Annotated in this window: 20 protein-coding genes; 13 read left to right on the top strand and 7 right to left on the bottom strand. The window is 72.1% G+C overall.

Annotation, left to right across the window (positions count from 1 at the left end; genetic code table 11):
- The first annotated feature begins 19 nt into the window (after positions 1 to 19).
- The 7 genes from dacB to AMK27_RS16580 all read left to right on the top strand — a co-directional run bounded on the left by dacB (position 20) and on the right by AMK27_RS16580 (position 8,036).
- Positions 20 to 1,423: a D-alanyl-D-alanine carboxypeptidase/D-alanyl-D-alanine endopeptidase gene (gene dacB / locus AMK27_RS16610; protein WP_073907931.1), complete on the top strand. Its 1,404-nt coding sequence runs from the start codon at positions 20 to 22 to the stop codon at positions 1,421 to 1,423.
- Positions 1,424 to 1,516: 93 nt separating this feature from the next.
- A complete protein-coding gene (locus AMK27_RS16605; RefSeq protein ID WP_073907928.1) occupies positions 1,517 to 2,656 on the top strand; it encodes a zinc-dependent metalloprotease in 1,140 nt (379 codons plus the stop codon).
- A 208-nt stretch (positions 2,657 to 2,864) separates the two neighbouring features.
- On the top strand, positions 2,865 to 3,884 hold the full coding sequence (gene tilS / locus AMK27_RS16600) for a tRNA lysidine(34) synthetase TilS (RefSeq protein WP_073907925.1): 1,020 nt from the start codon (positions 2,865 to 2,867) through the stop codon (positions 3,882 to 3,884).
- A gap of 41 nt (positions 3,885 to 3,925) precedes the next feature.
- Positions 3,926 to 4,465, top strand: coding sequence for a hypoxanthine phosphoribosyltransferase (hpt, locus tag AMK27_RS16595; protein ID WP_030219931.1), 540 nt, complete (start codon positions 3,926 to 3,928; stop codon positions 4,463 to 4,465).
- Between the two features lie 172 nt (positions 4,466 to 4,637).
- Complete coding sequence (ftsH, locus tag AMK27_RS16590; protein WP_073907922.1) at positions 4,638 to 6,656, top strand: ATP-dependent zinc metalloprotease FtsH; 2,019 nt, start codon at positions 4,638 to 4,640, stop codon at positions 6,654 to 6,656.
- A gap of 100 nt (positions 6,657 to 6,756) precedes the next feature.
- Positions 6,757 to 7,362, top strand: coding sequence for a GTP cyclohydrolase I FolE (gene folE / locus AMK27_RS16585; RefSeq protein WP_073907919.1), 606 nt, complete (start codon positions 6,757 to 6,759; stop codon positions 7,360 to 7,362).
- Between the two features lie 143 nt (positions 7,363 to 7,505).
- A complete protein-coding gene (locus AMK27_RS16580; RefSeq protein WP_073907916.1) occupies positions 7,506 to 8,036 on the top strand; it encodes an SMI1/KNR4 family protein in 531 nt (176 codons plus the stop codon).
- 27 nt (positions 8,037 to 8,063) lie between these two features.
- Here the strand turns inward: AMK27_RS16580 and AMK27_RS16575 are convergent, their stop codons facing one another.
- The 6 genes from AMK27_RS16575 to AMK27_RS16550 all read right to left on the bottom strand — a co-directional run bounded on the left by AMK27_RS16575 (position 8,064) and on the right by AMK27_RS16550 (position 12,910).
- On the bottom strand, positions 8,064 to 8,549 hold the full coding sequence (locus AMK27_RS16575) for a DUF3180 domain-containing protein (protein WP_073907913.1): 486 nt from the start codon (positions 8,547 to 8,549) through the stop codon (positions 8,064 to 8,066).
- Between the two features lie 63 nt (positions 8,550 to 8,612).
- Complete coding sequence (gene folK / locus AMK27_RS16570) at positions 8,613 to 9,212, bottom strand: 2-amino-4-hydroxy-6-hydroxymethyldihydropteridine diphosphokinase (protein ID WP_073907910.1); 600 nt, start codon at positions 9,210 to 9,212, stop codon at positions 8,613 to 8,615.
- Positions 9,209 to 9,568, bottom strand: coding sequence for a dihydroneopterin aldolase (gene folB / locus AMK27_RS16565; protein WP_073907907.1), 360 nt, complete (start codon positions 9,566 to 9,568; stop codon positions 9,209 to 9,211). The genes folK and folB overlap by 4 nt, the downstream gene beginning before the upstream one ends.
- Positions 9,569 to 9,712: 144 nt before the next feature.
- Positions 9,713 to 10,180 carry a nuclear transport factor 2 family protein gene (locus tag AMK27_RS16560; protein ID WP_073907905.1) on the bottom strand — a complete coding sequence of 156 codons (468 nt, stop codon included), beginning with the start codon at positions 10,178 to 10,180 and terminating at the stop codon, positions 9,713 to 9,715.
- Positions 10,177 to 11,037, bottom strand: a complete 861-nt coding sequence (gene folP / locus AMK27_RS16555; RefSeq protein WP_073907902.1) for a dihydropteroate synthase — start codon at positions 11,035 to 11,037, stop codon at positions 10,177 to 10,179. Before folP ends, AMK27_RS16560 begins: the two co-directional genes overlap by 4 nt.
- Before the next feature lie 28 nt (positions 11,038 to 11,065).
- Positions 11,066 to 12,910: a phosphatidylglycerol lysyltransferase domain-containing protein gene (locus AMK27_RS16550; protein WP_198955887.1), complete on the bottom strand. Its 1,845-nt coding sequence runs from the start codon at positions 12,908 to 12,910 to the stop codon at positions 11,066 to 11,068.
- 165 nt (positions 12,911 to 13,075) lie between these two features.
- Between AMK27_RS16550 and AMK27_RS16545 the strand changes: the two genes are divergently transcribed.
- Positions 13,076 to 14,188 carry an alpha/beta hydrolase gene (locus AMK27_RS16545; protein ID WP_073907895.1) on the top strand — a complete coding sequence of 371 codons (1,113 nt, stop codon included), beginning with the start codon at positions 13,076 to 13,078 and terminating at the stop codon, positions 14,186 to 14,188.
- Positions 14,189 to 14,201: 13 nt separating this feature from the next.
- On the opposite strand, the gene AMK27_RS16540 is transcribed toward AMK27_RS16545, so the two are convergent.
- Positions 14,202 to 15,269 (bottom strand): ABC transporter ATP-binding protein, encoded by a 1,068-nt coding sequence (locus AMK27_RS16540; protein WP_073907892.1) that lies wholly within the window; start codon positions 15,267 to 15,269, stop codon positions 14,202 to 14,204.
- A gap of 143 nt (positions 15,270 to 15,412) precedes the next feature.
- On the opposite strand from AMK27_RS16540, the gene AMK27_RS16535 reads away from it, so the two are divergent.
- The 5 genes from AMK27_RS16535 (at position 15,413) to AMK27_RS16515 (ending at position 19,538) form a co-directional block, all read left to right on the top strand.
- Positions 15,413 to 16,099, top strand: coding sequence for an ABC transporter permease (locus tag AMK27_RS16535; RefSeq protein ID WP_073907889.1), 687 nt, complete (start codon positions 15,413 to 15,415; stop codon positions 16,097 to 16,099).
- Between the two features lies 1 nt (position 16,100).
- Positions 16,101 to 16,802, top strand: coding sequence for an ABC transporter permease (locus tag AMK27_RS16530; protein ID WP_073907886.1), 702 nt, complete (start codon positions 16,101 to 16,103; stop codon positions 16,800 to 16,802).
- A gap of 6 nt (positions 16,803 to 16,808) precedes the next feature.
- Complete coding sequence (locus tag AMK27_RS16525; protein ID WP_073907883.1) at positions 16,809 to 17,816, top strand: ABC transporter substrate-binding protein; 1,008 nt, start codon at positions 16,809 to 16,811, stop codon at positions 17,814 to 17,816.
- Positions 17,817 to 17,946: 130 nt separating this feature from the next.
- Positions 17,947 to 19,053, top strand: coding sequence for a hypothetical protein (locus AMK27_RS16520; protein WP_073907880.1), 1,107 nt, complete (start codon positions 17,947 to 17,949; stop codon positions 19,051 to 19,053).
- A complete protein-coding gene (locus AMK27_RS16515) occupies positions 19,050 to 19,538 on the top strand; it encodes a GNAT family N-acetyltransferase (RefSeq protein ID WP_073907877.1) in 489 nt (162 codons plus the stop codon). Before AMK27_RS16520 ends, AMK27_RS16515 begins: the two co-directional genes overlap by 4 nt.
- Positions 19,539 to 19,543: the final 5 nt, after the last annotated feature.

Here is a 19,543-nt window from a genome sequence, read left to right as displayed (position 1 = left end):
CGAAAGGGGCTGGTCAGCAATGCCCGAGCCGAGGATGTGGCAGCTCACGGCGGGCTCCGCCGCCCTCGGACTGGCCCTGGCCGCCGTGGCGGTGACCGCGGCCGGTCCGTGGGACTCGGGCCAGCGTACGGCCGAGCGGGCCCGCGCCGCCGCCCCGGCGACGGGTGGCGCACGTCACGCCCCGCCCCCCGCACCCGCCCCGCCCGAGCGCCCCGCACCCGCCCCGAGCGCCCCCGGCGTCCTCACCGCCCTGCACGCCCCGGCGCCCGCCACCCGCCCCGCGGACCTCGCCGCCCTCCTCGTACCGCTCCTCGCCGACCCCGGGCTCGGCCCCCTGCGCACCGCCTCCGTCGTCGACACCGCCACCGGCCGGCAGCTGTACGGCGAGGGGGCCGGCACCCCCATGACCCCCGCGTCCACGGTCAAGATCGCCACCACCGCGGCCGCGCTCTCCGCCCTCGGCCCCGACCACCGCATCGCCACCACCGTCACCGCCGCCCCCGACGGCCGCACCGTCACCCTCACCGGCGGCGGCGACCCCACGCTCGACCCGGCCCGCCTCAAGGCCCTCGCGGCCGACACCGCCCGCGCCCTCACCGCCCGCGGCCACACCTCCGTACGCCTCGCCTACGACACGAGCCTCTACCAGGGCCCCCCGGTCCACCCCATCGGCCCCAACGAGAACCTCGCCCCCGTCGTCGCCCTCATGACCGACGAAGGACGACTCGACGACAGCGAGAGCGGCCCCGCGCCCCGCACCGCCGACCCCGCGGGCGACACCGCCACCGCCTTCGCCGGCCACCTCGCCGCAGCCGGCGTCGAGATCACCGGCACCCCGGCCCCCGGCCGCACCCCCGAGGCGGCCCCCCTCGCCCGCACGTACTCCGCCCCCCTCGCCGACCTCGTCGAACGCACCCTCACCCACAGCGACAACGACCTCGCCGAAGCCCTCGCCCGGCAGACCGCCCTCGCCCGCAAGAAGCCCGCGAGCTTCGACGGCGCCGCCCAGGCCGTCCGCGGGGAACTCGCCCGCCTCGGCCTCCCCGTCGCCGGCGCCCGCTTCGCCGACGGCAGCGGACTCGACCGCCGCGACCGCGTCTCCGCCGCCCTCCTCACCGGACTCCTCACCCGAGCGGCCGACCCCGCCCGCCCCGCCCTGCGCCCCCTCCTCACCGGACTGCCCGTCGGCGGCTTCACCGGCACCCTCGCCGGCCGCTTCGACACCGCACCCGCCACCGAGGGCGCCGGACTCGTCCGCGCCAAGACCGGCACCCTGACGGGCGTCAACACCCTCGCCGGAACCGTCGTCACCGCCGACGGACGCCTCCTCGCCTTCGCGTTCCTCGCCGGCAGCACCCTCTCCCCGTACGAGGCGCAACCCGCCCTCGACCGCCTCTCCGCCGCCCTCGCCGCACAGCACTGACCACCCCCCGGCACGGCGACGACACCGCCCGGACCCGCACGGAAGCCGTCCCGAACCCACCCCGAACAGCCTTCGAGACCGTACGGTTGACGCATGACGAGCATCGGTGGCGCAGGCACATCCGGGATGGTCGACTGGAACCTCGCGGTCGCGACCGCGACCCGCCTCGTGCGGCCCGGACCCGAAGTCAGCCGCGACGAGGCACGCGAGGTCGTCGCCGAACTCCGCAAGCACGCCAAAGCCTCGGAGGAACACGTCCGGGCCTACACCCGGATGATCCCCGAGGGCATGGAGCTCCACGACACGCCCGTCCTCGTCGTCGACCGGGCCGGCTGGATCAAGGCCAACGTCGCCGGCTTCCGCGAACTCCTCAACCCGCTCCTCGGCAAGATGCAGGACCGCCGCTCCACCACCCCCGGCAACGCCGTCCTCGGCGCCGTCGGCGGCAAGGTCACCGGCGTCGAACTCGGCATGCTCCTGTCGTTCCTCGCCTCCCGCATCCTCGGCCAGTACGAGACCTTCGCCCCCGCCACCCGCGACCTCCCCGCCGGCGCCAACGGCGGCGGACGCCTCCTCCTCGTCGCGCCCAACATCGTCCACGTCGAACGCGAACTCGAAGTCTCCCCGCACGACTTCCGGCTCTGGGTCTGCCTCCACGAGGAGACCCACCGCACCCAGTTCACCGCCGTCCCCTGGCTCCGCGACCACCTCCAGGGCGAAATCCAGTCGTTCCTCGCCGCCACCGACGTCGACCCCGGCACCGTCGTCGAACGCCTCCGCGAAGCCGCCCAGACCCTCGCCGGCGGCCGCCCCGAGGGCGAGGAGGGCGAACCCGCCCCCTCCCTCGTCGAACTCGTCCAGACCCCCGAACAGCGCGAGATCCTCGGCCGCCTCACCGCCGTCATGTCCCTCCTCGAAGGCCACGCCGACTACGTCATGGACGGCGTCGGACCCCAGGTCGTGCCCTCCGTCGCCGAGATCCGCGAGAAGTTCCAGCAGCGCCGCGCCCGCGGCGCCTCCCGCCTCGACCTCGCCCTGCGCAAGCTCCTCGGCCTCGACGCCAAGCTCCGCCAGTACCGCGACGGCGAGCGCTTCGTCCGCGCCGTCGTCGACCAGGTCGGCATGGACGGCTTCAACCGCGTCTGGACCTCGCCCAACACGCTCCCCACCAAGACCGAGATCGCCGCCCCCGCCGACTGGATCGCGAGGGTGCACCGTAAGGCAGACTCGTGAGACAGGTGCGGCACACGGCACAGGAACACGTCGGAACGCCCCACCAATCACCCATCCGAGGGACCCTGGGCATGGGGTGAGGCGTGCAATGCTCGGGTAACGGCCGGGTTTCTGTCACCATCGACGCACTCTGAGTGACCGAACCCCCCTTTCCGACCGTTAAGACTCCGACCGAGGCACCCCACCCCATTCACGAAGGGCACCGGACATGGGTCCCCATCCTGCGGTCGCGGCGATACGCCTGGCGGTCCGCCGCGTACTCCACGACGTTCTCACCGAGCACCAGACCGACCCCGCCCCCGCACGCGACGCACACACCCCCCTCGTGCTCGTCGCCTGCTCCGGAGGCGCCGACTCCATGGCGCTCGCCTCCGCCCTCGCCTTCGAGGCCCGCAAGCTTCCCGTGCGCGCCGGCGGCATCACCGTCGACCACGGACTCCAGGACGGCTCCGACACCCGCGCGGGCGAGGTCGTCGCGCGCATGACCGCCCTCGGCCTCACCCCCTCCGAGGCCGTCGCCGTCACCGTCGGCCGCGAAGGAGGACCCGAGGCCGCCGCGCGCGACGCGCGCTACGCGGCCCTCGACGCCGCCGCCGAACGGCACGGAGCCGCCGCGATCCTCCTCGGCCACACCCGCGACGACCAAGCGGAAACCGTCCTGCTCGGGCTCGCCCGCGGCTCCGGCATCCGCTCGCTCTCCGGCATGGCCGCGATCTCCGGCGCCTCCGGCCGCTACCGGCGCCCCTTCCTCCAGCTCGACCGCCAGACCGTGCGCAAGGCCTGCGTCGCACAGGAACTCGCCGTCTGGGACGACCCCCACAACAGCGACCCCGCCTACACCCGCTCCAGGCTCCGCCACGAGGGCCTCCCCGCCCTCGAGAAGGCCCTCGGCAAGGGCGTCGTCGAAGCCCTCGCCCGAACGGCCCAGCTCTCCCGCGACGACGCCGATGCCCTCGACACCTGGGCCGCCGACGCCGAGACCCGCGTACGCGACGAGGCGGGCACCCTGGAGTGCGCCAAGCTCTACGGACTGCCCCCCGCCGTACGCCGCCGCGTCCTGCGCCGCGCCGTCATCGCCGAGGGCGCACCCGCCGGCTCCCTCTTCGCCCGCCACATCGAAGAAGTCGACCGGCTCATCACCGGCTGGCGCGGCCAAGGGGCCATCAACCTGCCCGGCCGCGTCGAAGCCCGCCGCCAGGGTGGCAGACTGGTCATCCGGCAAGGCTGACGCACGCTGCAACGAAAGTGACCCGGGTGAACGAGAAGGACATGGGCACCGACCTCCAGTCGGTGCTCATCACCAAGGAAGAGATCGACGCCAAGCTGGCAGAGCTGGCCGCGAAGATCGACGCGGAATACGCGGGCAAGGACCTGCTCATCGTCGGCGTCCTCAAGGGCGCCGTGATGGTGATGGCGGATCTGGCTCGCGCCCTTTCCACCCCCGTCACCATGGACTGGATGGCCGTGTCCTCCTACGGCGCCGGCACCCAGTCCTCGGGCGTCGTCAGAATCCTCAAGGACCTCGACACCGACATCAAGGGCAAGCACGTCCTGATCGTCGAGGACATCATCGACTCCGGCCTGACGCTGTCCTGGCTGCTGTCGAACCTCGGCTCGCGCGAGCCCGCCTCCCTCGAGGTGTGCACGCTCCTCCGCAAGCCCGAGGCCGCCAAGGTCGCGATCGACGTCAAGTGGATCGGTTTCGACATCCCCAACGAGTTCGTCGTCGGCTACGGCCTCGACTACGCCGAGAAGTACCGGAACCTTCCGTTCGTCGGCACGCTCGCCCCGCACGTCTACGGCGGCTGAACGCCGGCGCCGTTCGGGGAACCCGCACCGCCTTCCCCCCGTTGAACCACGGGAAGGCGGTCGCGGGCGACGATGCTGAGGTACCGTCCGAAGAACAGCTTTTTCACACAGCAGCTCTCACAGCAGCATTTTCCTACGGGCAGGAGGGACGGGGCGTTCTCGCTCCGTATGGATGGACGTGAAGCGATACTTCCGTGGGCCGGTCATGTGGATCGTGCTGGCCGTCCTCGCCGTGGTCGTGCTGATGCAGGTCGTCGGCTCGTCCGAGGGCTACAAGACGGTGGACACCGGCAAGGTCGTCCAGGCGATCGACAAGAACCAGGTCAAGCAGGCAAAGGTCACCACCGGTGACGAGCAGATCATCAAGATCGAGCTCGTCGACGGTCAGAAGATCGACAACAGCAGCAAGGTCCAGGCCAGCTACATCGGCTCCCAGGGCGTCGACGTCGCGGACAAGCTGCAGGAGAAGTTCGAGGCCGGGCAGATCGAGAAGGGCTACACCGTCTCCCCGACGAAGCAGTCGCCCTTCGTCTCGATCCTGCTCTCCCTCCTCCCCTTCGTCCTCATCGTGGTCGTCTTCCTCTTCCTGATGAACCAGATGCAGGGCGGCGGCTCCCGCGTCATGCAGTTCGGCAAGTCCAAGGCGAAGCTCATCACCAAGGACACGCCGAAGACCACCTTCGCCGACGTCGCGGGCTCGGACGAGGCCGTCGAGGAACTCCACGAGATCAAGGAGTTCCTCCAGGAGCCGGCCAAGTTCCAGGCCGTCGGCGCCAAGATCCCCAAGGGCGTCCTGCTCTACGGCCCGCCCGGAACCGGCAAGACGCTCCTCGCGCGCGCCGTCGCCGGCGAGGCCGGGGTCCCGTTCTACTCGATCTCCGGCTCCGACTTCGTCGAGATGTTCGTCGGCGTCGGCGCCTCCCGAGTCCGCGACCTCTTCGAGCAGGCCAAGGCCAACGCGCCCGCCATCGTCTTCGTCGACGAGATCGACGCGGTCGGACGCCACCGCGGCGCCGGCCTCGGCGGCGGCCACGACGAGCGCGAGCAGACCCTCAACCAGCTGCTCGTCGAGATGGACGGCTTCGACGTGAAGGGCGGCGTCATCCTGATCGCCGCCACGAACCGCCCCGACATCCTCGACCCCGCCCTCCTGCGCCCCGGCCGCTTCGACCGGCAGATCGCCGTCGACCGTCCGGACATGCAGGGCCGTCTGGAGATCCTCAAGGTCCACCAGAAGGGCAAGCCGGTCGCACCGGACGTCGACCTCGGCGCCGTCGCCCGACGCACCCCCGGCTTCACCGGCGCGGACCTCTCCAACGTCCTCAACGAGGCGGCGCTCCTCACCGCCCGCAGCGACCAGAAGCTGATCGACAACGCGGCACTGGACGAGGCGATCGACCGAGTGGTCGCGGGCCCGCAGAAGCGGACCCGGATCATGTCGGACAAGGAGAAGAAGATCACCGCGTACCACGAGGGCGGCCACGCCCTCGTCGCGGCGGCCTCGCCGAACTCCGACCCCGTCCACAAGATCACCATCCTGTCCCGCGGCCGCGCCCTGGGCTACACGATGGTCCTGCCGGACGAGGACAAGTACTCGACCACCCGCAACGAGATGCTCGACCAGCTGGCCTACATGCTGGGCGGCCGTGCGGCGGAGGAACTGGTCTTCCACGACCCGACCACCGGCGCCGCCAACGACATCGAGAAGGCCACGGCCACGGCCCGCGCGATGGTCACCCAGTACGGCATGACCGAGCGGCTCGGCGCGATCAAGTTCGGTGGCGACAACACCGAACCCTTCCTCGGCCGAGAGATGGCGCACCAGCGCGACTACTCGGAAGAGGTCGCGGCGCTGGTCGACGAAGAGGTCAAGAAGCTCATCGAGACCGCGCACAACGAGGCCTGGGAGATCCTCGTCGAGAACCGCGACGTCCTCGACAACCTGGTCCTCGCCCTCCTGGAGAAGGAGACGCTGGGCAAGGAGGAGATCGCCGAGATCTTCACCGCCATCACCAAGCGCCCGGCCCGCCCGGCCTGGACCGGCTCCTCCCGCCGTACCCCGTCCACGCGTCCGCCGGTGCTCTCCCCCAAGGAGCTCGCCCTGACGAACACGGCGAACGGCTCGGCGGCCCCCGCGGTCGACACCACGAAGGGCATCGAGATCGCCCCGGTGGACACCCCGGAGGACTGACCGTCCCGCACCCCCGGAATGGCTGCCGCGCCCCCACAGGTTTTAGCCTGTGGGGGCGCGGCATTTCGCGCACATCAGTCAGACGGAACGAGGCACAGAGATGACCGACCCGGTGACGCTGGACGGCGAGGGCACGATCGGCGAGTTCGACGAGAAGCGCGCCGAGGCAGCCGTACGCGAGCTCCTCATCGCGGTCGGCGAGGACCCGGACCGCGAGGGTCTGCAGAAGACGCCTGCGCGCGTTGCGCGTGCGTATCGCGAACTGCTGGCCGGGATGCGCCAGGAGCCCGAGGATGTCCTGACCACGACTTTCGATCTCGGGCACGATGAGATGGTGCTCGTGAAGGACATCGAACTCGTTAGCTTCTGCGAACATCATTTGCTCCCGTTCCACGGCGTGGCCCATGTGGGCTACATACCGGCGGAGACCGGCAAGATCACGGGCCTGTCGAAGCTGGCGCGTCTCGTCGACGTCTTCGCACGGCGCCCGCAGGTCCAGGAGCGCCTGACGACGCAGATCGCCGATTCGCTGATGCGGATTCTCGAGGCGCGCGGCGCGATCGTCGTGATCGAGGCCGAGCACATGTGCATGTCGGTACGGGGCATCCGCAAGCCGGGCGCCAAGACGACGACCTCGGCGGTACGTGGTCAACTTCGTGACGCTACTACCCGTGCTGAGGCCATGTCCCTGATATTGGCCCGTTAGCAGCGGGCTGTCCCCCTTGCTCCATACCGTCCCCGATCAGTGGAGTGGATCGCTGATCAAGGGGGACCGGTATGGGGTACGGGCCGGGCCCCGGTGCGGGGTCGGCGGCCGGTGGTGTCAGTGGGGGCGGCTAGCCTGCGGCCATGATCGAGACGTTCGGCGGCGACCGCCGCTTTCCTGACGCGTTGGCCGCCGTCGCCCGGGTCGAGTTCGACTACGGCGACGAGGGCGAGGGCGTCGACTTCGAGCCGTACAACGCCTTCGACTCCGCCGAGGAGACCACCGACTGGCTCCGGCACTGGACCGGCAACCACGCGCTCGACGGCGGTGACTACCGCGTCTTCGGGCAGGACGGGACCGGCGGTCTCGCGGCGATCTGGTGTGTGCGGCCCGGGCAGCCGCTTGCCGAGCAGCCCGTGGTGTTCATGGGGTCGGAGGGCGAGCGCGGTGTCGTCGCCGGGAACCTGTCCGACTTCCTGTGGGTGCTCGCCGACGGCTACGGGCCGATGGAGGCCGCTCTGTACGTGGAGCGGGAGCCGCGCCCGGACGCGGACCTGGCCGAGCTGGCCGGGCGGTTCGCGACGACGCCGCGCCGGGGTGCTCGGGAGATCGTCGGGGAGGCGCAGGCCGAGTTCGCGGGTTTCTCGGAGGGCATCGACGCGCTCTGCCGCTGAGCGCCGGTCTTCCGGCCGGACGGGGAGCTAGACCCGGGCCTTGCCCGGGCCGTTCTCGTCGTCGTCCTCCGGGAGGCGGCAGACGCGCTCCAGGAAGAGGGCGGCCGCGATGACGGCGATGCCCGCCGCTACCGAGAAGGCCGCGTAGAGGGCCTGGTCGCGGCGGGCCGGGACGTCGAGGGAGCCGAGGAGGAAGACGCCCGTGCCGCCGTACATGCCGGCGACGAGGGCGGCCACCAGGGCGCTCGCCTGGCCGAAGACCACCGCGCGGGCCGCCATCAGGGGTTCGACGCCCTTGGCGCCGGGGCGCCGCTCGCGCTGGGCCTTGAGGCGGGCGCGCAGGGAGAGGGCGGTCGCGGTGAGGACGGCCGCGATCACGGTGAGGACGATGGGCGCCGCGATCGGCACGCTGGGCAGGGTGCCGACCGCTTCCCAGAGCCGTGCGGCGCCCCAGGAGAGGATGCCGGCCACGAGGAACAGTCCGGCGAGCACCTTCAGCCGCAGTTGTTTCACCGGGTGTCCTTCTCCTGGTCGTCGGTCGTGCTCCGCTGTGCGGTCTGCCACGAAGCGTAACGACTACTCGGGCAGACGGAGTTCCAGGTCGGCGCGGCGGGCGATGCCTTCGTCGCCGAGTGAGGCGAGGAGGGCGGCGATGGTGCCGCGGCCGGGCAGCTGTGCCTCGGGGTCCACGTCGTGCCAGGGGGCGAGGACGAAGGCGCGCTGGTGGGCGCGGGGGTGCGGCAGGGTGAGGACGGGGTCGTCGGAGACCACGTCGGCATAGGCGACGATGTCGACGTCGATGGTGCGGGCGCCCCAGTGCTCCTCGCGGACGCGGTGGAAGGCCTCCTCGACGGCGTGGGCGCGCTCCAGGAGGGAGGAGGGCGGCAGGGTCGTCTTCACGAGCGCGACGGCGTTGAAGTACGAGGGCTGGCTGTCGGGCTCGACGCCCCAGGGCTCCGTCTCGTACACGGGGGAGACGGCTTTGACCCGGAGGCCGGGGGTGTCCGCGAGGGCGTCGACGGCCCCCTGGAGGGTCTCCAGGCGGTTGCCGAGGTTGGCGCCGAGGGCCACGACGGCCCAGCGGGGGTTGGACAGCGTCGAGTCGGCGGCGTCGACGGTGGCGACGACGGAGGCCGGTACGGGCTGGACGGTGGGATCGCTCTGCATCGGCTTCATCGTCGGCTCCGGGTGATCGTGATGGTCACGTCGTCGAACGGCACGGTGATGGGCGCGTCCGGTTTGTGGACGACGACCTCCACCTCTTGTACCCCGGTGTGGCTGAGGCATTGCTGGGCGATGCGCTCGGCGAGCGTTTCGATGAGGTCGACGGGCTCGCCCTGGACGACGTCGACGACCTCTTCGGCGACGATCCCGTAGTGCACGGTCTTCGCCAGGTCGTCGTCGGCGGCCGCCGGGCGGGTGTCCAGGCCGAGGACCAGGTCCACGATGAAGGTCTGGCCCTCCTCGCGCTCCTTGGGGAAGACGCCGTGGTGGCCCCGGGCCTTGAGGCCGCGCAGCGCGACACGATCCACGCGAATCACTCCTGCTGTCGTAGTTCGGTGGCCACGCAGCCGGGTGCGGACGGCCGGGTGTCCAGCATCGAATCTACCTGCGGGGACCGACAGGGCTTGCCTGCGGGGGCCGTGGGCGGGTCCCCGGGGCGGGTGGCGGGGTGGTCACGGGGTGTCGCCGCCGGGCTCCTCGTCCGGTGTTTCCTCGGTGTCCGTGAGGACGGGGGAGGCGTGGTGGGACCAGATGCGCCAGCCGTCGGGTGTGTGGCGGAACACATTGGTGGCGACGACGAGCTGTCCGACGAGGGGGCCGAGTTCGGCGCCGTCCTCGGCGGGGCCGCCGCTGAGGATGTTCTCGGTGCAGGTGACGACGGCGGTGCCGTCGGCGAGGGAGATCTTGAGGTCGGTGAGGAAGAACTGGATGTACTCGGTGTTCGCCATGATCAGGGCGTACGAGCGGAGTACCTCGCCGCGGCCGGTGAGGACGGGCCAGCCGGGGTGGACGCAGGTGATGGGGGTGGCTCCGTCGTCGAGCCAGAGGGCGGAGACGCCTTCGAAGTCGCCGGTCTCCATCGCCTCGTAGAAGGCGGTGTTGGCGGCTTCGACGGCCGCCTCGTCGGCGCTGCGGCTCACGCGGCTCCCTCGACGGCGCGGGCGACGCGGACGGCGTCGGCGGTGGCCCGGACCTCGTGGACGCGGACGGCCCACGCGCCCGCGTGGGCGGCGAGGGCGGAGACGGCGGCGGTGGCGGCGTCGCGTTCGCGCGCGGGCGGGGGTGCGGCGCCCTCGCGGGCGAGGACGTGGCCGAGGAACCGCTTGCGGGAGGCGGCGACGAGGAGGGGGCGGCCGAGGGCGCGGAGTTCGGGGAGGTGGGCGACGAGGGCCAGGTCGTGGGGGGCGAGCTTGGCGAAGCCGAGGCCGGGGTCGACGACGATGCGCTCGGGGTCGACGCCGCCGTCGATGACGGCTTCGAGGCGGGTGCGGAGTTCGCCGACGACCTCGGTGACGACGTCGTCGTACACGGCGAGGCTGTTCATGTCCTGGCTGAATCCGCGCCAGTGCATGACGACGAAGGGGACCTCGGCGGCGGCGACGGCGGGGACCATGCCGGGGTCGGCGAGGCCGCCGCTGACGTCGTTGACGAGGAGGGCGCCGGCTTCGACGGCGCGGGCGGCGACGCGGGCGCGCATGGTGTCGACGGAGACGGTGACGCCTTCGGCGGCGAGGCCGCGGACGACGGGGACGACGCGGCGGAGTTCTTCCTCCTCGTCGACGCGGCTGGCGCCGGGGCGGGTGGACTCGCCGCCGACGTCGACGAGGTCGGCGCCTTCGGCGACGAGGTCGAGGCCGTGTTTGACGGCGGCCGTGGTGTCGAACCAGCGGCCGCCGTCGGAGAAGGAGTCGGGGGTCACGTTGACCACGCCCATGACCGCGCAGCGGTCCCACTCCGGCAGGCCTCGGGCGGTGCCCCGGTCGATCGTCGTACTCATGTGTCCAGCGTAGGGCCCAGGGGTGCGGTCAGGCCGCTCGGACCTCGCGCTCGGCGGGGGTGGCGACGATGTGGGCGCAGGGGCGGGGGGCCGGGGCGGGGCGCCTGCGGGTGAAGGGGCGGGGCAGTGCGAGGTTCACGAAGCCTTCGGCCTGCATGGCGGCGAAGCCGATGCGGGGGAGGTCGCGGCTCTTGCGGTAGACGACGAAGCGGGGTTCCCAGCGGGGCCGGAACTTGGCGTTGAACTTGTACAGCGACTCGATCTGGAACCAGCGGGAGAGGAAGACGAGGAGTCCGCGCCAGACGCGGAGGACGGGGCCCGCGCCGATCTTCTCGCCGCGGGCGAGGGCCGAGCGGAACATGGCGAAGTTGAGGGACACGCGCGCGATGCCGAGGCCGGTGGAGGCCTGGAGGGCGGCGACGATGAGGAGCTCGTTCATGCCGGGGTCGGCGGAGCGGTCGCGGCGCATGAGTTCGAGGGACATGCCGTCCGGGCCCCAGGGGACGAAGTGGATGATCGCCTTGAGGTCGCCGTAGGCGGAGTCGGGGGTGTCGTCGGTGTCGGTCTTGTGGGCGGTCGCTATGACGGCGTCGCCGTCGCCGGGGGCGCCGATGCGGCCGAGGGCCATGGAGAAGCCGCGTTCGGTGTCGGTGCCGCGCCAGTCGGCGGCGGCGCGGCGGACCTGTTCGAGTTCGGCGTCGTCGAGGTCACGGACGCGGCGGACGCGGGTGGTGTAGCCGTTGCGTTCGATGCGCTTGACCATCTGGCGGACGTTGCGCATGGCCCGTCCGGAGAGGGAGAAATCCGCGACGTCGACGACCGCCTCGTCGCCGAGTTCGAGGGCGTCGAGGCCGGTCTCGCGGGTCCAGACCTGGCCGCCGGTCTCGGAGCAGCCCATGACGGCGGGGGTCCAGGAGTGGGCCTTGGCCTCGTCCATGAAGCGTTCGATGGCGCCGGGCCAGGCTTCGACGTCGCCGATGGGGTCGCCGCTGGCGAGCATGACGCCGGAGACGACGCGGTAGCAGACGGCGGCCTTGCCGCTGGGGGAGAAGACGACGCCCTTGTCGCTGCGGAGCGCGAAGTGGCCGAGGGAGTCGCGGCCGCCGTGCTGGTCGAGGAGGGCGCGCAGGCGGATCTCGTCCTCGTCGGTGAGGCGGGCCGCGGGGTGCTCGGGGCGGAAGGCGAGGTAGATGGTGGTGAGGGCGGTGAGCATGCCGAGGGCGCCGAGGGAGTAGCCGACGGTCCAGTCGACGCCGTTGCTGTAGCCGACGGGGCCTTCGACGCCGAAGAGTCCGTACAGGACGTGTTCGAGGCGGTCGGCGAGGCTGGGGCTGCCGATGACGCGGCGCGGGTGGGCGCTGACGATGACGAGGCCGAGGGCGATGGAGCCGGCGCCCATGACGACGAAGTTGGCGAGTGCGCGCCAGCGGCTGCGCGGGTCGGGCAGGGCGGCGAACTCGCCGCGGTGGCGCAGGAGGAGGGTGAGGAGTACGAGGGAGAGGAGGGCGCCGAGGACGGAGTGGCGCCAGACGAACTGGGCGGCGGCGCCGAGGGGGAGGAGGACGACGGCGGCGCGCCAGGCGCGGCGCTTGTGGCGCTTGAGGCCGTGGGCGAGGAGCAGCAGGAGGACGCCGGCGCTGAGGGAGAGGGCGGCGGAGAGGGGGCCGAGGGTGCCGGGGAGGACTTCGGCCACGGCGTGCATCCGGCTGGCGCGGAAGCGGGGGAAGACGCCTGCGGCGATGTCGATGAGGCCGATCAGGGTGCAGGCGGTGCCGACGAGCGCGGGGACCTTCTCGGGGCGGGGGCCGCGGAGAATCCGGCGTACTCGAACCGGAACCAATCCTGATTTGTCCCCATCTACTGTCACAGACATGGCTTCCCGTGCTTCCCGTGGTCCTGCGAAGGGTCCTTGACTCCGGTCGGGCCCTGCGGCGCGTTCGGCGGGCCGTTCCGGTTGGTGCGCCTTCTAGGACGGAGCCGTGCGGAGTCGGGTTCATCGGTGCACAGGAAATTCTCAGAAAGAAGGCTCGGTCGTCCCATGGGTCTCACCAGCAACAAAGTCCTCGTGGTGGCGGTCGTCCTCGCCGTGGCGCTGTTCCTCGTCACGGTCTGGTTCTGGCCCCGGCTGGCGCGGCGCGGCTGGCGGGCGGTGGTGGGGCGGATCGGGCTGCTGCTGGTGACGCAGCTGGCGCTGTTCGCCGCGGTGGGCCTGGCGGCGAACCGTTCCTTCCTCTTCTACGGCTCGTGGGCCGACCTGTTCGGGCAGGAGCAGGACATGGGGGTGGTCGTCGACCACGGGGCCGGTTCGAAGGACCTCAGGGTGGTGGGCAGGCAGGGGCTCGACGTGCCGGGCGGCGGCCGTCCGGCGACGGCGGGCCAGATACAGAAGGTCGTGGTGGCGGGGGAGCGGTCCGGGATCGTCTCGCCGGCCTACGTGTACCTCCCGCCGGAGTACTTCCAGCCGAAGTACGCCCAGCGCACCTTCCCGGCCTCGGTGGTCCTGACGGGGTACCCGGGCACGGCGGAGAACCTGATCAAAGGGCTGAAGTACCCGAAGACGGCCTACCTCCAGGCGAAGGAGGGCCGGATGCAGCCGATGATCCTGGTGATGCTCCGTCCGACGGTGGCGCCGCCGCGGGACACCGAGTGCGTGGACATCCCGGGCGGCCCGCAGACGGAGACCTTCTTCGCGGAGGACCTGCCGAAGGCGGTCTCGGAGACGTACCGGGTGGGCACGAAGCCCCGGAACTGGGGCTTCATGGGGAACTCCACCGGCGGGTACTGCGCGCTGAAGATCGCCCTGCACCACCCCGACCGGTTCGCCGCCGGGGCGGGGTTCTCCGCGTACTACCGGGCGGCGGAGGACGTGACGACCGGTGACCTCTTCCACGGGGACGACAGCCTGCGCAAGCGGGGCGACCTGCTGTGGAGCCTGGACCACCGGCCGCAGGGCCGGTCGTCGTTCCTGGTGACGACGTCGAAGCAGGGCGAGGGCAACCGCCGGGGCACGCTCGACTTCATCAAGAAGGTGAAGAGCCCGGCGAAGGTCTCGTCGATCACGCTGGAGAGCGGCGGCCACAACTTCAACACGTGGAACCGCGAGATCCCGCCGGGTCTGGTCTGGATGAGCGGCAAGCTCAGCGCCACCTGAGCCCGGGCCGGGCTCAGGGAGCCGGGGTCGGGGCGGAGGCCGACGCCCGGCGCAGGGCGCGGTGGACGCCCTCCGGGGTGAGGACGCCGAGCGGCCGGCCGTCCTCGCCGGTGACGGTGAGCCGGCCCGTGTCGTGCTGGAGGAGCACGGCGAGGGCGTCCTTGAGCGAGGTCCCGAGCGGGACGGGGTCGGGGGCGCCGTCGCGGCTGCCGGCCTTGTCCGTCGCCGCGGGACCGGTCGTTGTGGAACCGGTCGCCGTCGGACCGGTCGCCGCGGGACCTGCCGCGTCGGGGCCTGCCGCCGGTACGGGGTCGAGGTCGGCCTCCGTGACGGGCGTGACCGCGAGCCGCTTCAGGCCGCGGTCGTTGCCGACGAAGTCCGCCACGTACGGGGTGGCGGGGGCGCCCAGGACGGTCGCGGGCGCGTCGAACTGCTCGATGCGGCCCTGCCCGTAGACCGCCATGCGGTCGCCCATGCGGACGGCCTCCTCGATGTCGTGGGTGACGAGGAGGACGGTCTTGCGGACGGTGGCCTGCAGGGCGAGGAACTCGTTCTGCAGGCGCTCGCGGACCACCGGGTCGACCGCGCCGAACGGCTCGTCCATGAGGAGGACCGGCGGGTCGGCGGCGAGGGCGCGGGCCACGCCGACGCGCTGGCGCTGGCCACCGGAGAGCTGCGCGGGGTAGCGGGAGCCGTAGACGGCCGGGTCGAGGCCGACGAGGTCGAGGAGTTCGGCGGCACGCGCGCGTGCCGCCGCCTTCTTCCAGCCGAGGAGGGCGGGGACGGTCGCGGTGTTGTCGAGGACCGTGCGGTGGGGGAAGAGCCCGACCTGCTGGATGACGTAGCCGATCTTGCGGCGCAGGGCGACGGGGTCGACGCCGGCGATGTCCTCGCCGTCGACGAGGACGCGGCCCGAGGTCGGCTCGACGAGCCGGTTCACCATCATCATCGTGGTCGTCTTGCCGCAGCCGGACGGCCCGACCAGGGTGACGAGTTCGCCCTCCGCCACCTCGAACGAGAGGTCGTCGACGGCGGTGGTGCCGTCCGGATACCGCTTGGTCACGTGCTCGAACCGGATCATGGTTCCCCATTCTGGCCCCTGGACGCCGGGGGTGTGTGAAGGGCGTGTTGCCGCATTGTGGCGGGTCTCGGGGTTTGTCGGTGCCGGGGGTTAGGGTCGTCAGACATGCGTTCGGAAGATCGGCGACCCGGGGGGAGGGACGGATGAGCGCACCGAACTGTCTGGTCACGAACGACTGGATCTGCGGTGAGTACCTGCGCACCCGCTCCCAGGAGTTGACCGACGCCACGCTCCAGCATGTGGGAATCACGGTCGTGTCGGTGCTGATCGCGCTCGCCGTCGCCGTGCCCCTCGCGCTGCTCGTCCGGGCCAGGCCCCGCTTCGCGGGCCCCGTCCTCGGACTGACCACCCTGCTCTACACGGTGCCGTCGCTCGCCATGTTCTCCCTGCTGCTGCCCCTGTTCGGGCTCTCGTCGGCGCTCGTGGTCACCGGCCTCGTGCTGTACGCGCTGACGATCCTCGTGCGGAACACGCTGGCGGGTCTCGCCGCCGTGCCCGCCGAGACCCGGGAGGCCGCCCGGGGCATGGGGTACGGCTCGCTGCGCCTGCTGTGGCAGGTCGAACTTCCGCTGGCGCTGCCGGTGCTGATGGCGGGGATACGGATGGCGACGGTCTCCACCATCGCGCTGACGACGGTCGGTTCGGTGGTCGGCCGCGGCGGCCTCGGCAATCTCATCGAGGACGCGCTGCCCACCTTCTTCAAGGCGCAGATGCTCGCCGCCTCGGTGCTGTGCGTGCTGCTCGCCGTCGCCGCCGACCTGTTGCTCCTGGGACTCCAGCGGCTCCTGACGCCGTGGACCCGGATACGGACCGCGCCGGGAGGTGGGTGAGATGGGCGTAGTGACGGATGCCTGGGGCTGGCTCACCACCGGCGCGCACTGGACGGGCGAGGAGGGCGTCGGACAGCGGCTCGCCGAGCACGTGTACGTGAGCGGGGCGGCGCTGCTGATCGCCGCGGCGCTCGCGCTGCCGCTGGGCCTCTGGCTGGGCCACCTCGGCAGGGGCGGCGCCCTCGCGGTGAACGTGTCGAACGTGGGGCGGGCGATCCCGGTCTTCGCGGTCCTCGCCCTGTTCATGGTGTCCCCCCTGCGGAACGCCGGATACGTGCCGACCGTCGTGGCCCTCGTGCTGTTCGCGATACCCCCGCTCCTCACCAACGCGTACGTGGGGGTGCGGGAGGTGGATCCGGCCGCGGTACGGGCCGCGCGGGGCATGGGGATGACCGGCGCGCAGCTGTTCCGGCAGGTCGAACTGCCGCTGGCCAGGCCGGTGGTGATGACCGGGGTGCGCTCGGCGGCGGTGCAGGTGGTGGCCACGGCGACGGTCGCGGCGATGGTCGGCCAGGGCGGCCTGGGCCGGATCATCACGGCCGGCTTCGCCACGTACGACACGGCGCAGGTCGTCGCGGGCGCGGTCCTCGTGGCCCTCCTCGCCCTCCTGGTGGAGGGCGTCCTGGTGGGCGTGGACCGGCTCCTCTTTCCACGCTTCGGGCGACGGCTCGACCAACGATTCGATCAACTGGGCAAGAGCTGAGTGGGGATGGGTGATCTCGTGAACAGGGTCTCGCGTATCGCGGGCGCGCTGCTGGGGACGGCGGCACTGACCGTCGCGCTGGCCGCGTGCGGCGGCGACAGCCTGGAGGAGGGCAAGAAGAAGGGCTCGGGAGGCTCCGGGGACGCCGGGAAGTCCGGCGGCGCGGAGAAGGGCTCGCTGGTCGTCGGCGCGGCGGCCTTCACCGAGGCCAAGGTGCTCGCCGAGCTGTACGCCCAGTCGCTGCGGGACGCCGGATACTCCGTATCCATCACCACGGTGAAGAATCGCGAGCTGTACGAGCCCTCGCTGGAGAACGGCGAGATCGACGTCGTCCCCGAATACGCGGCGACCATCGCGGAATTCCTCAACGCGAAGGTGAACGGGCCGAAGGCGCCCGAGGACAAGCCGGTCGCCTCGGGTGACGCGGCGGCCACGGTCGAGGCGCTGCGGAAGCTCGCCGAACCGCGCGGTCTGAAGGTGCTCGCGGTCGGTGAGGCGGTCGATCAGAACGCGTTCGCGGTGACGAAGGAATTCGCCGAGAAGAACAAGCTGAAGACGCTTTCCGATCTCGGTGCTTCGAAGCTGAAGGTGAAGATCGCCGCCGGTGACGAATGCGCGGTGCGGCCGTTCTGCGCGCCCGGTCTGAAGAAGACGTACGGGATCGACGTGACCGGGATCGACCCCAAGGGCGTCGGCACCCCGCAGGCCAAGCAGGCGGTGAAGGACGGGGTGGACCAGCTGGTCCTGACGACCACCACGGACGCCACGGTCGACAGTTACGGCCTGGTCTTCCTGGACGACGACAAGAAGCTGCAGAACGCCGACAACGTGCTGCCCGTGGTCAACGCCAAGGATGCCGGTTCTCCCGAGATAGCCGCCGCCCTGGACAAGATCACCAAGGTGCTGACCACAGCGGATCTCGCCGAACTCAACCGCAAGGTCGATGCCGAGCGGGCGAAGCCGGAGGACGTGGCCAAGGAGTATCTGGAGACGAAGGGGCTGCTCAACAAGTAGGCATCGGGCGGGGGTCGTCGGCCCGAAACGGAACCGGAACGGTGGATATCCACTTCTGGTGGCGAGAAGTGGCCAAGAGATTGCCGGGCCGACGCCCCACACGGCGCCTACGCACGGTAAATTTCAGGCCATGCCACGTGGACGCCACCGCCATTCCCCGCCTCTGCACAAGCTGCTGCCGCCCTCCGCGGTCGCCGGCGCCGCGGTCGTGTGCGCCGCGGCCGCCTGGCTGCCCGGTGACCTGATCGCCGTACGGCTGCTCGCGGCCGCCGCGGCGGCCGCCGCCGTCACCGGTGCCGTCCTCATGCGCAGTTGGGACCGGAGCGCCGGACTGCGGGTCGCCGAGCTCGACCGGGCCCGCACCGCCGACCAGTGGAAGTCCGAGGAGCGGGTCGCCGAGCTCGAGGCCGACCTCGAAGAGGCCCGCGCGCTCCGCTCCCGGCTCGACACCAAGCTCCGCGCCAAGCGGGTGGAGCTGGCCGGGCTCCGCGGCGAGCACGCCGACCTGCTCCGCCGGTACGCCACGGCCGAGACCGAGCGCGCCAGCGCCCTGGAGGGCGCCCGCGTCCTGGCGCTGGAGTCGGCGACCGGCCCGGCCTCCGGTGCGGCCGGCGACGTCAAAGCGCTGCCCGCCGGGGGCTCCGCGCCCACGCCCGAGGCCTACCGCCGCGCCGCCCAGGCGCTGCGCGACCTCCCGCGCAACGCCGCGGCCCAGCAGGCCCGCCGCACCACCGAGGCCGCCCGCGCGCGCGACCTCGCCGAGCGGGCCCGTGAGACGGAGGAGCCGCAGGGGAAGCACGCGGCGGCCGCCGGAACCGAGCACAGCCGACCGGCCGCCTCCGCCCTCGCCCTCCCGTCCGCGGCCACGAAGGTCCCGGCGGTGCCGACGGCGTCCGCGATCGTCCCGTACGCGGCCCGCAGGCCCGTCCCGCGGCCCGAGGGCGGCTTCGACTTCTTCGGTACGCAGAAGGCGGCGGCCGCGATCGAGGCGGTGCAGCACACGGACCTCGCCGACGTCGTGGGCGAGGAAGTCCTCGAAGAGGCCCTGGCGACGCAGGCGGCGCTCGGCGCCCCGCTGCTCACGCCGGTCGGCCCCACGGGGACGCAGGGGAGCCCGCTCGTGCCCGGGCGGACGACGGCGCAGGGGCAGGCGGTGGGCCAGGTCATCGACCTGACGGCGCACGACGAGACCGAGCAGCTCGACGTGGCCGAACTGCGCGGAGCGGTCAACTCGTGACGTACCGCCTCGCCGGGCTCCCGGCCGGCGAGGCCGCCGGGCACCGCGACGAACTGCTCGCCCTGAGCGCCCAGGCCTTCTGCGGCGCTCCCTGGCACGAGCCGCCGCTCGGCGCCGTGCGCACCGTGGACCGGCTGCTCGACTCGGCCGCGCGGAGGGACGACTTCACCGCGGTGGTCGCGCTCGACGCCGACGGCGCCCTGCTCGGATTCGCGGCCGGCTGGACCGACACCGTCCTGACCGGCGCCGAGACCGCCTTCGAACTCGCCGAACTCGTCGTCGCCCCCGGTCACCAGGGACGCGGCATCGGCCGCGGTCTCCACGACGCCCTGCTCGCCGCCGCGAAGCCCGGTCCCGCCCTCCTCATGACCCTCGACGTACCGGAACTGACGGACCGGTACGCCCGCTGGGGCTGGGCGGTGGCCGACCGGCGCCGTCCCGGCAAGGAGGAGCGGGAGTACGTCGTGATGCGCCGGGAGCGCTGACCCCG

This window comes from Streptomyces sp. CB02009 (assembly GCF_001905825.1).
Classification (GTDB): Bacteria; Actinomycetota; Actinomycetes; order Streptomycetales; family Streptomycetaceae; genus Streptomyces.
Note: the sequence above shows the minus strand (reverse complement) of the source record. Positions and strands in the feature narration are given on the sequence as shown.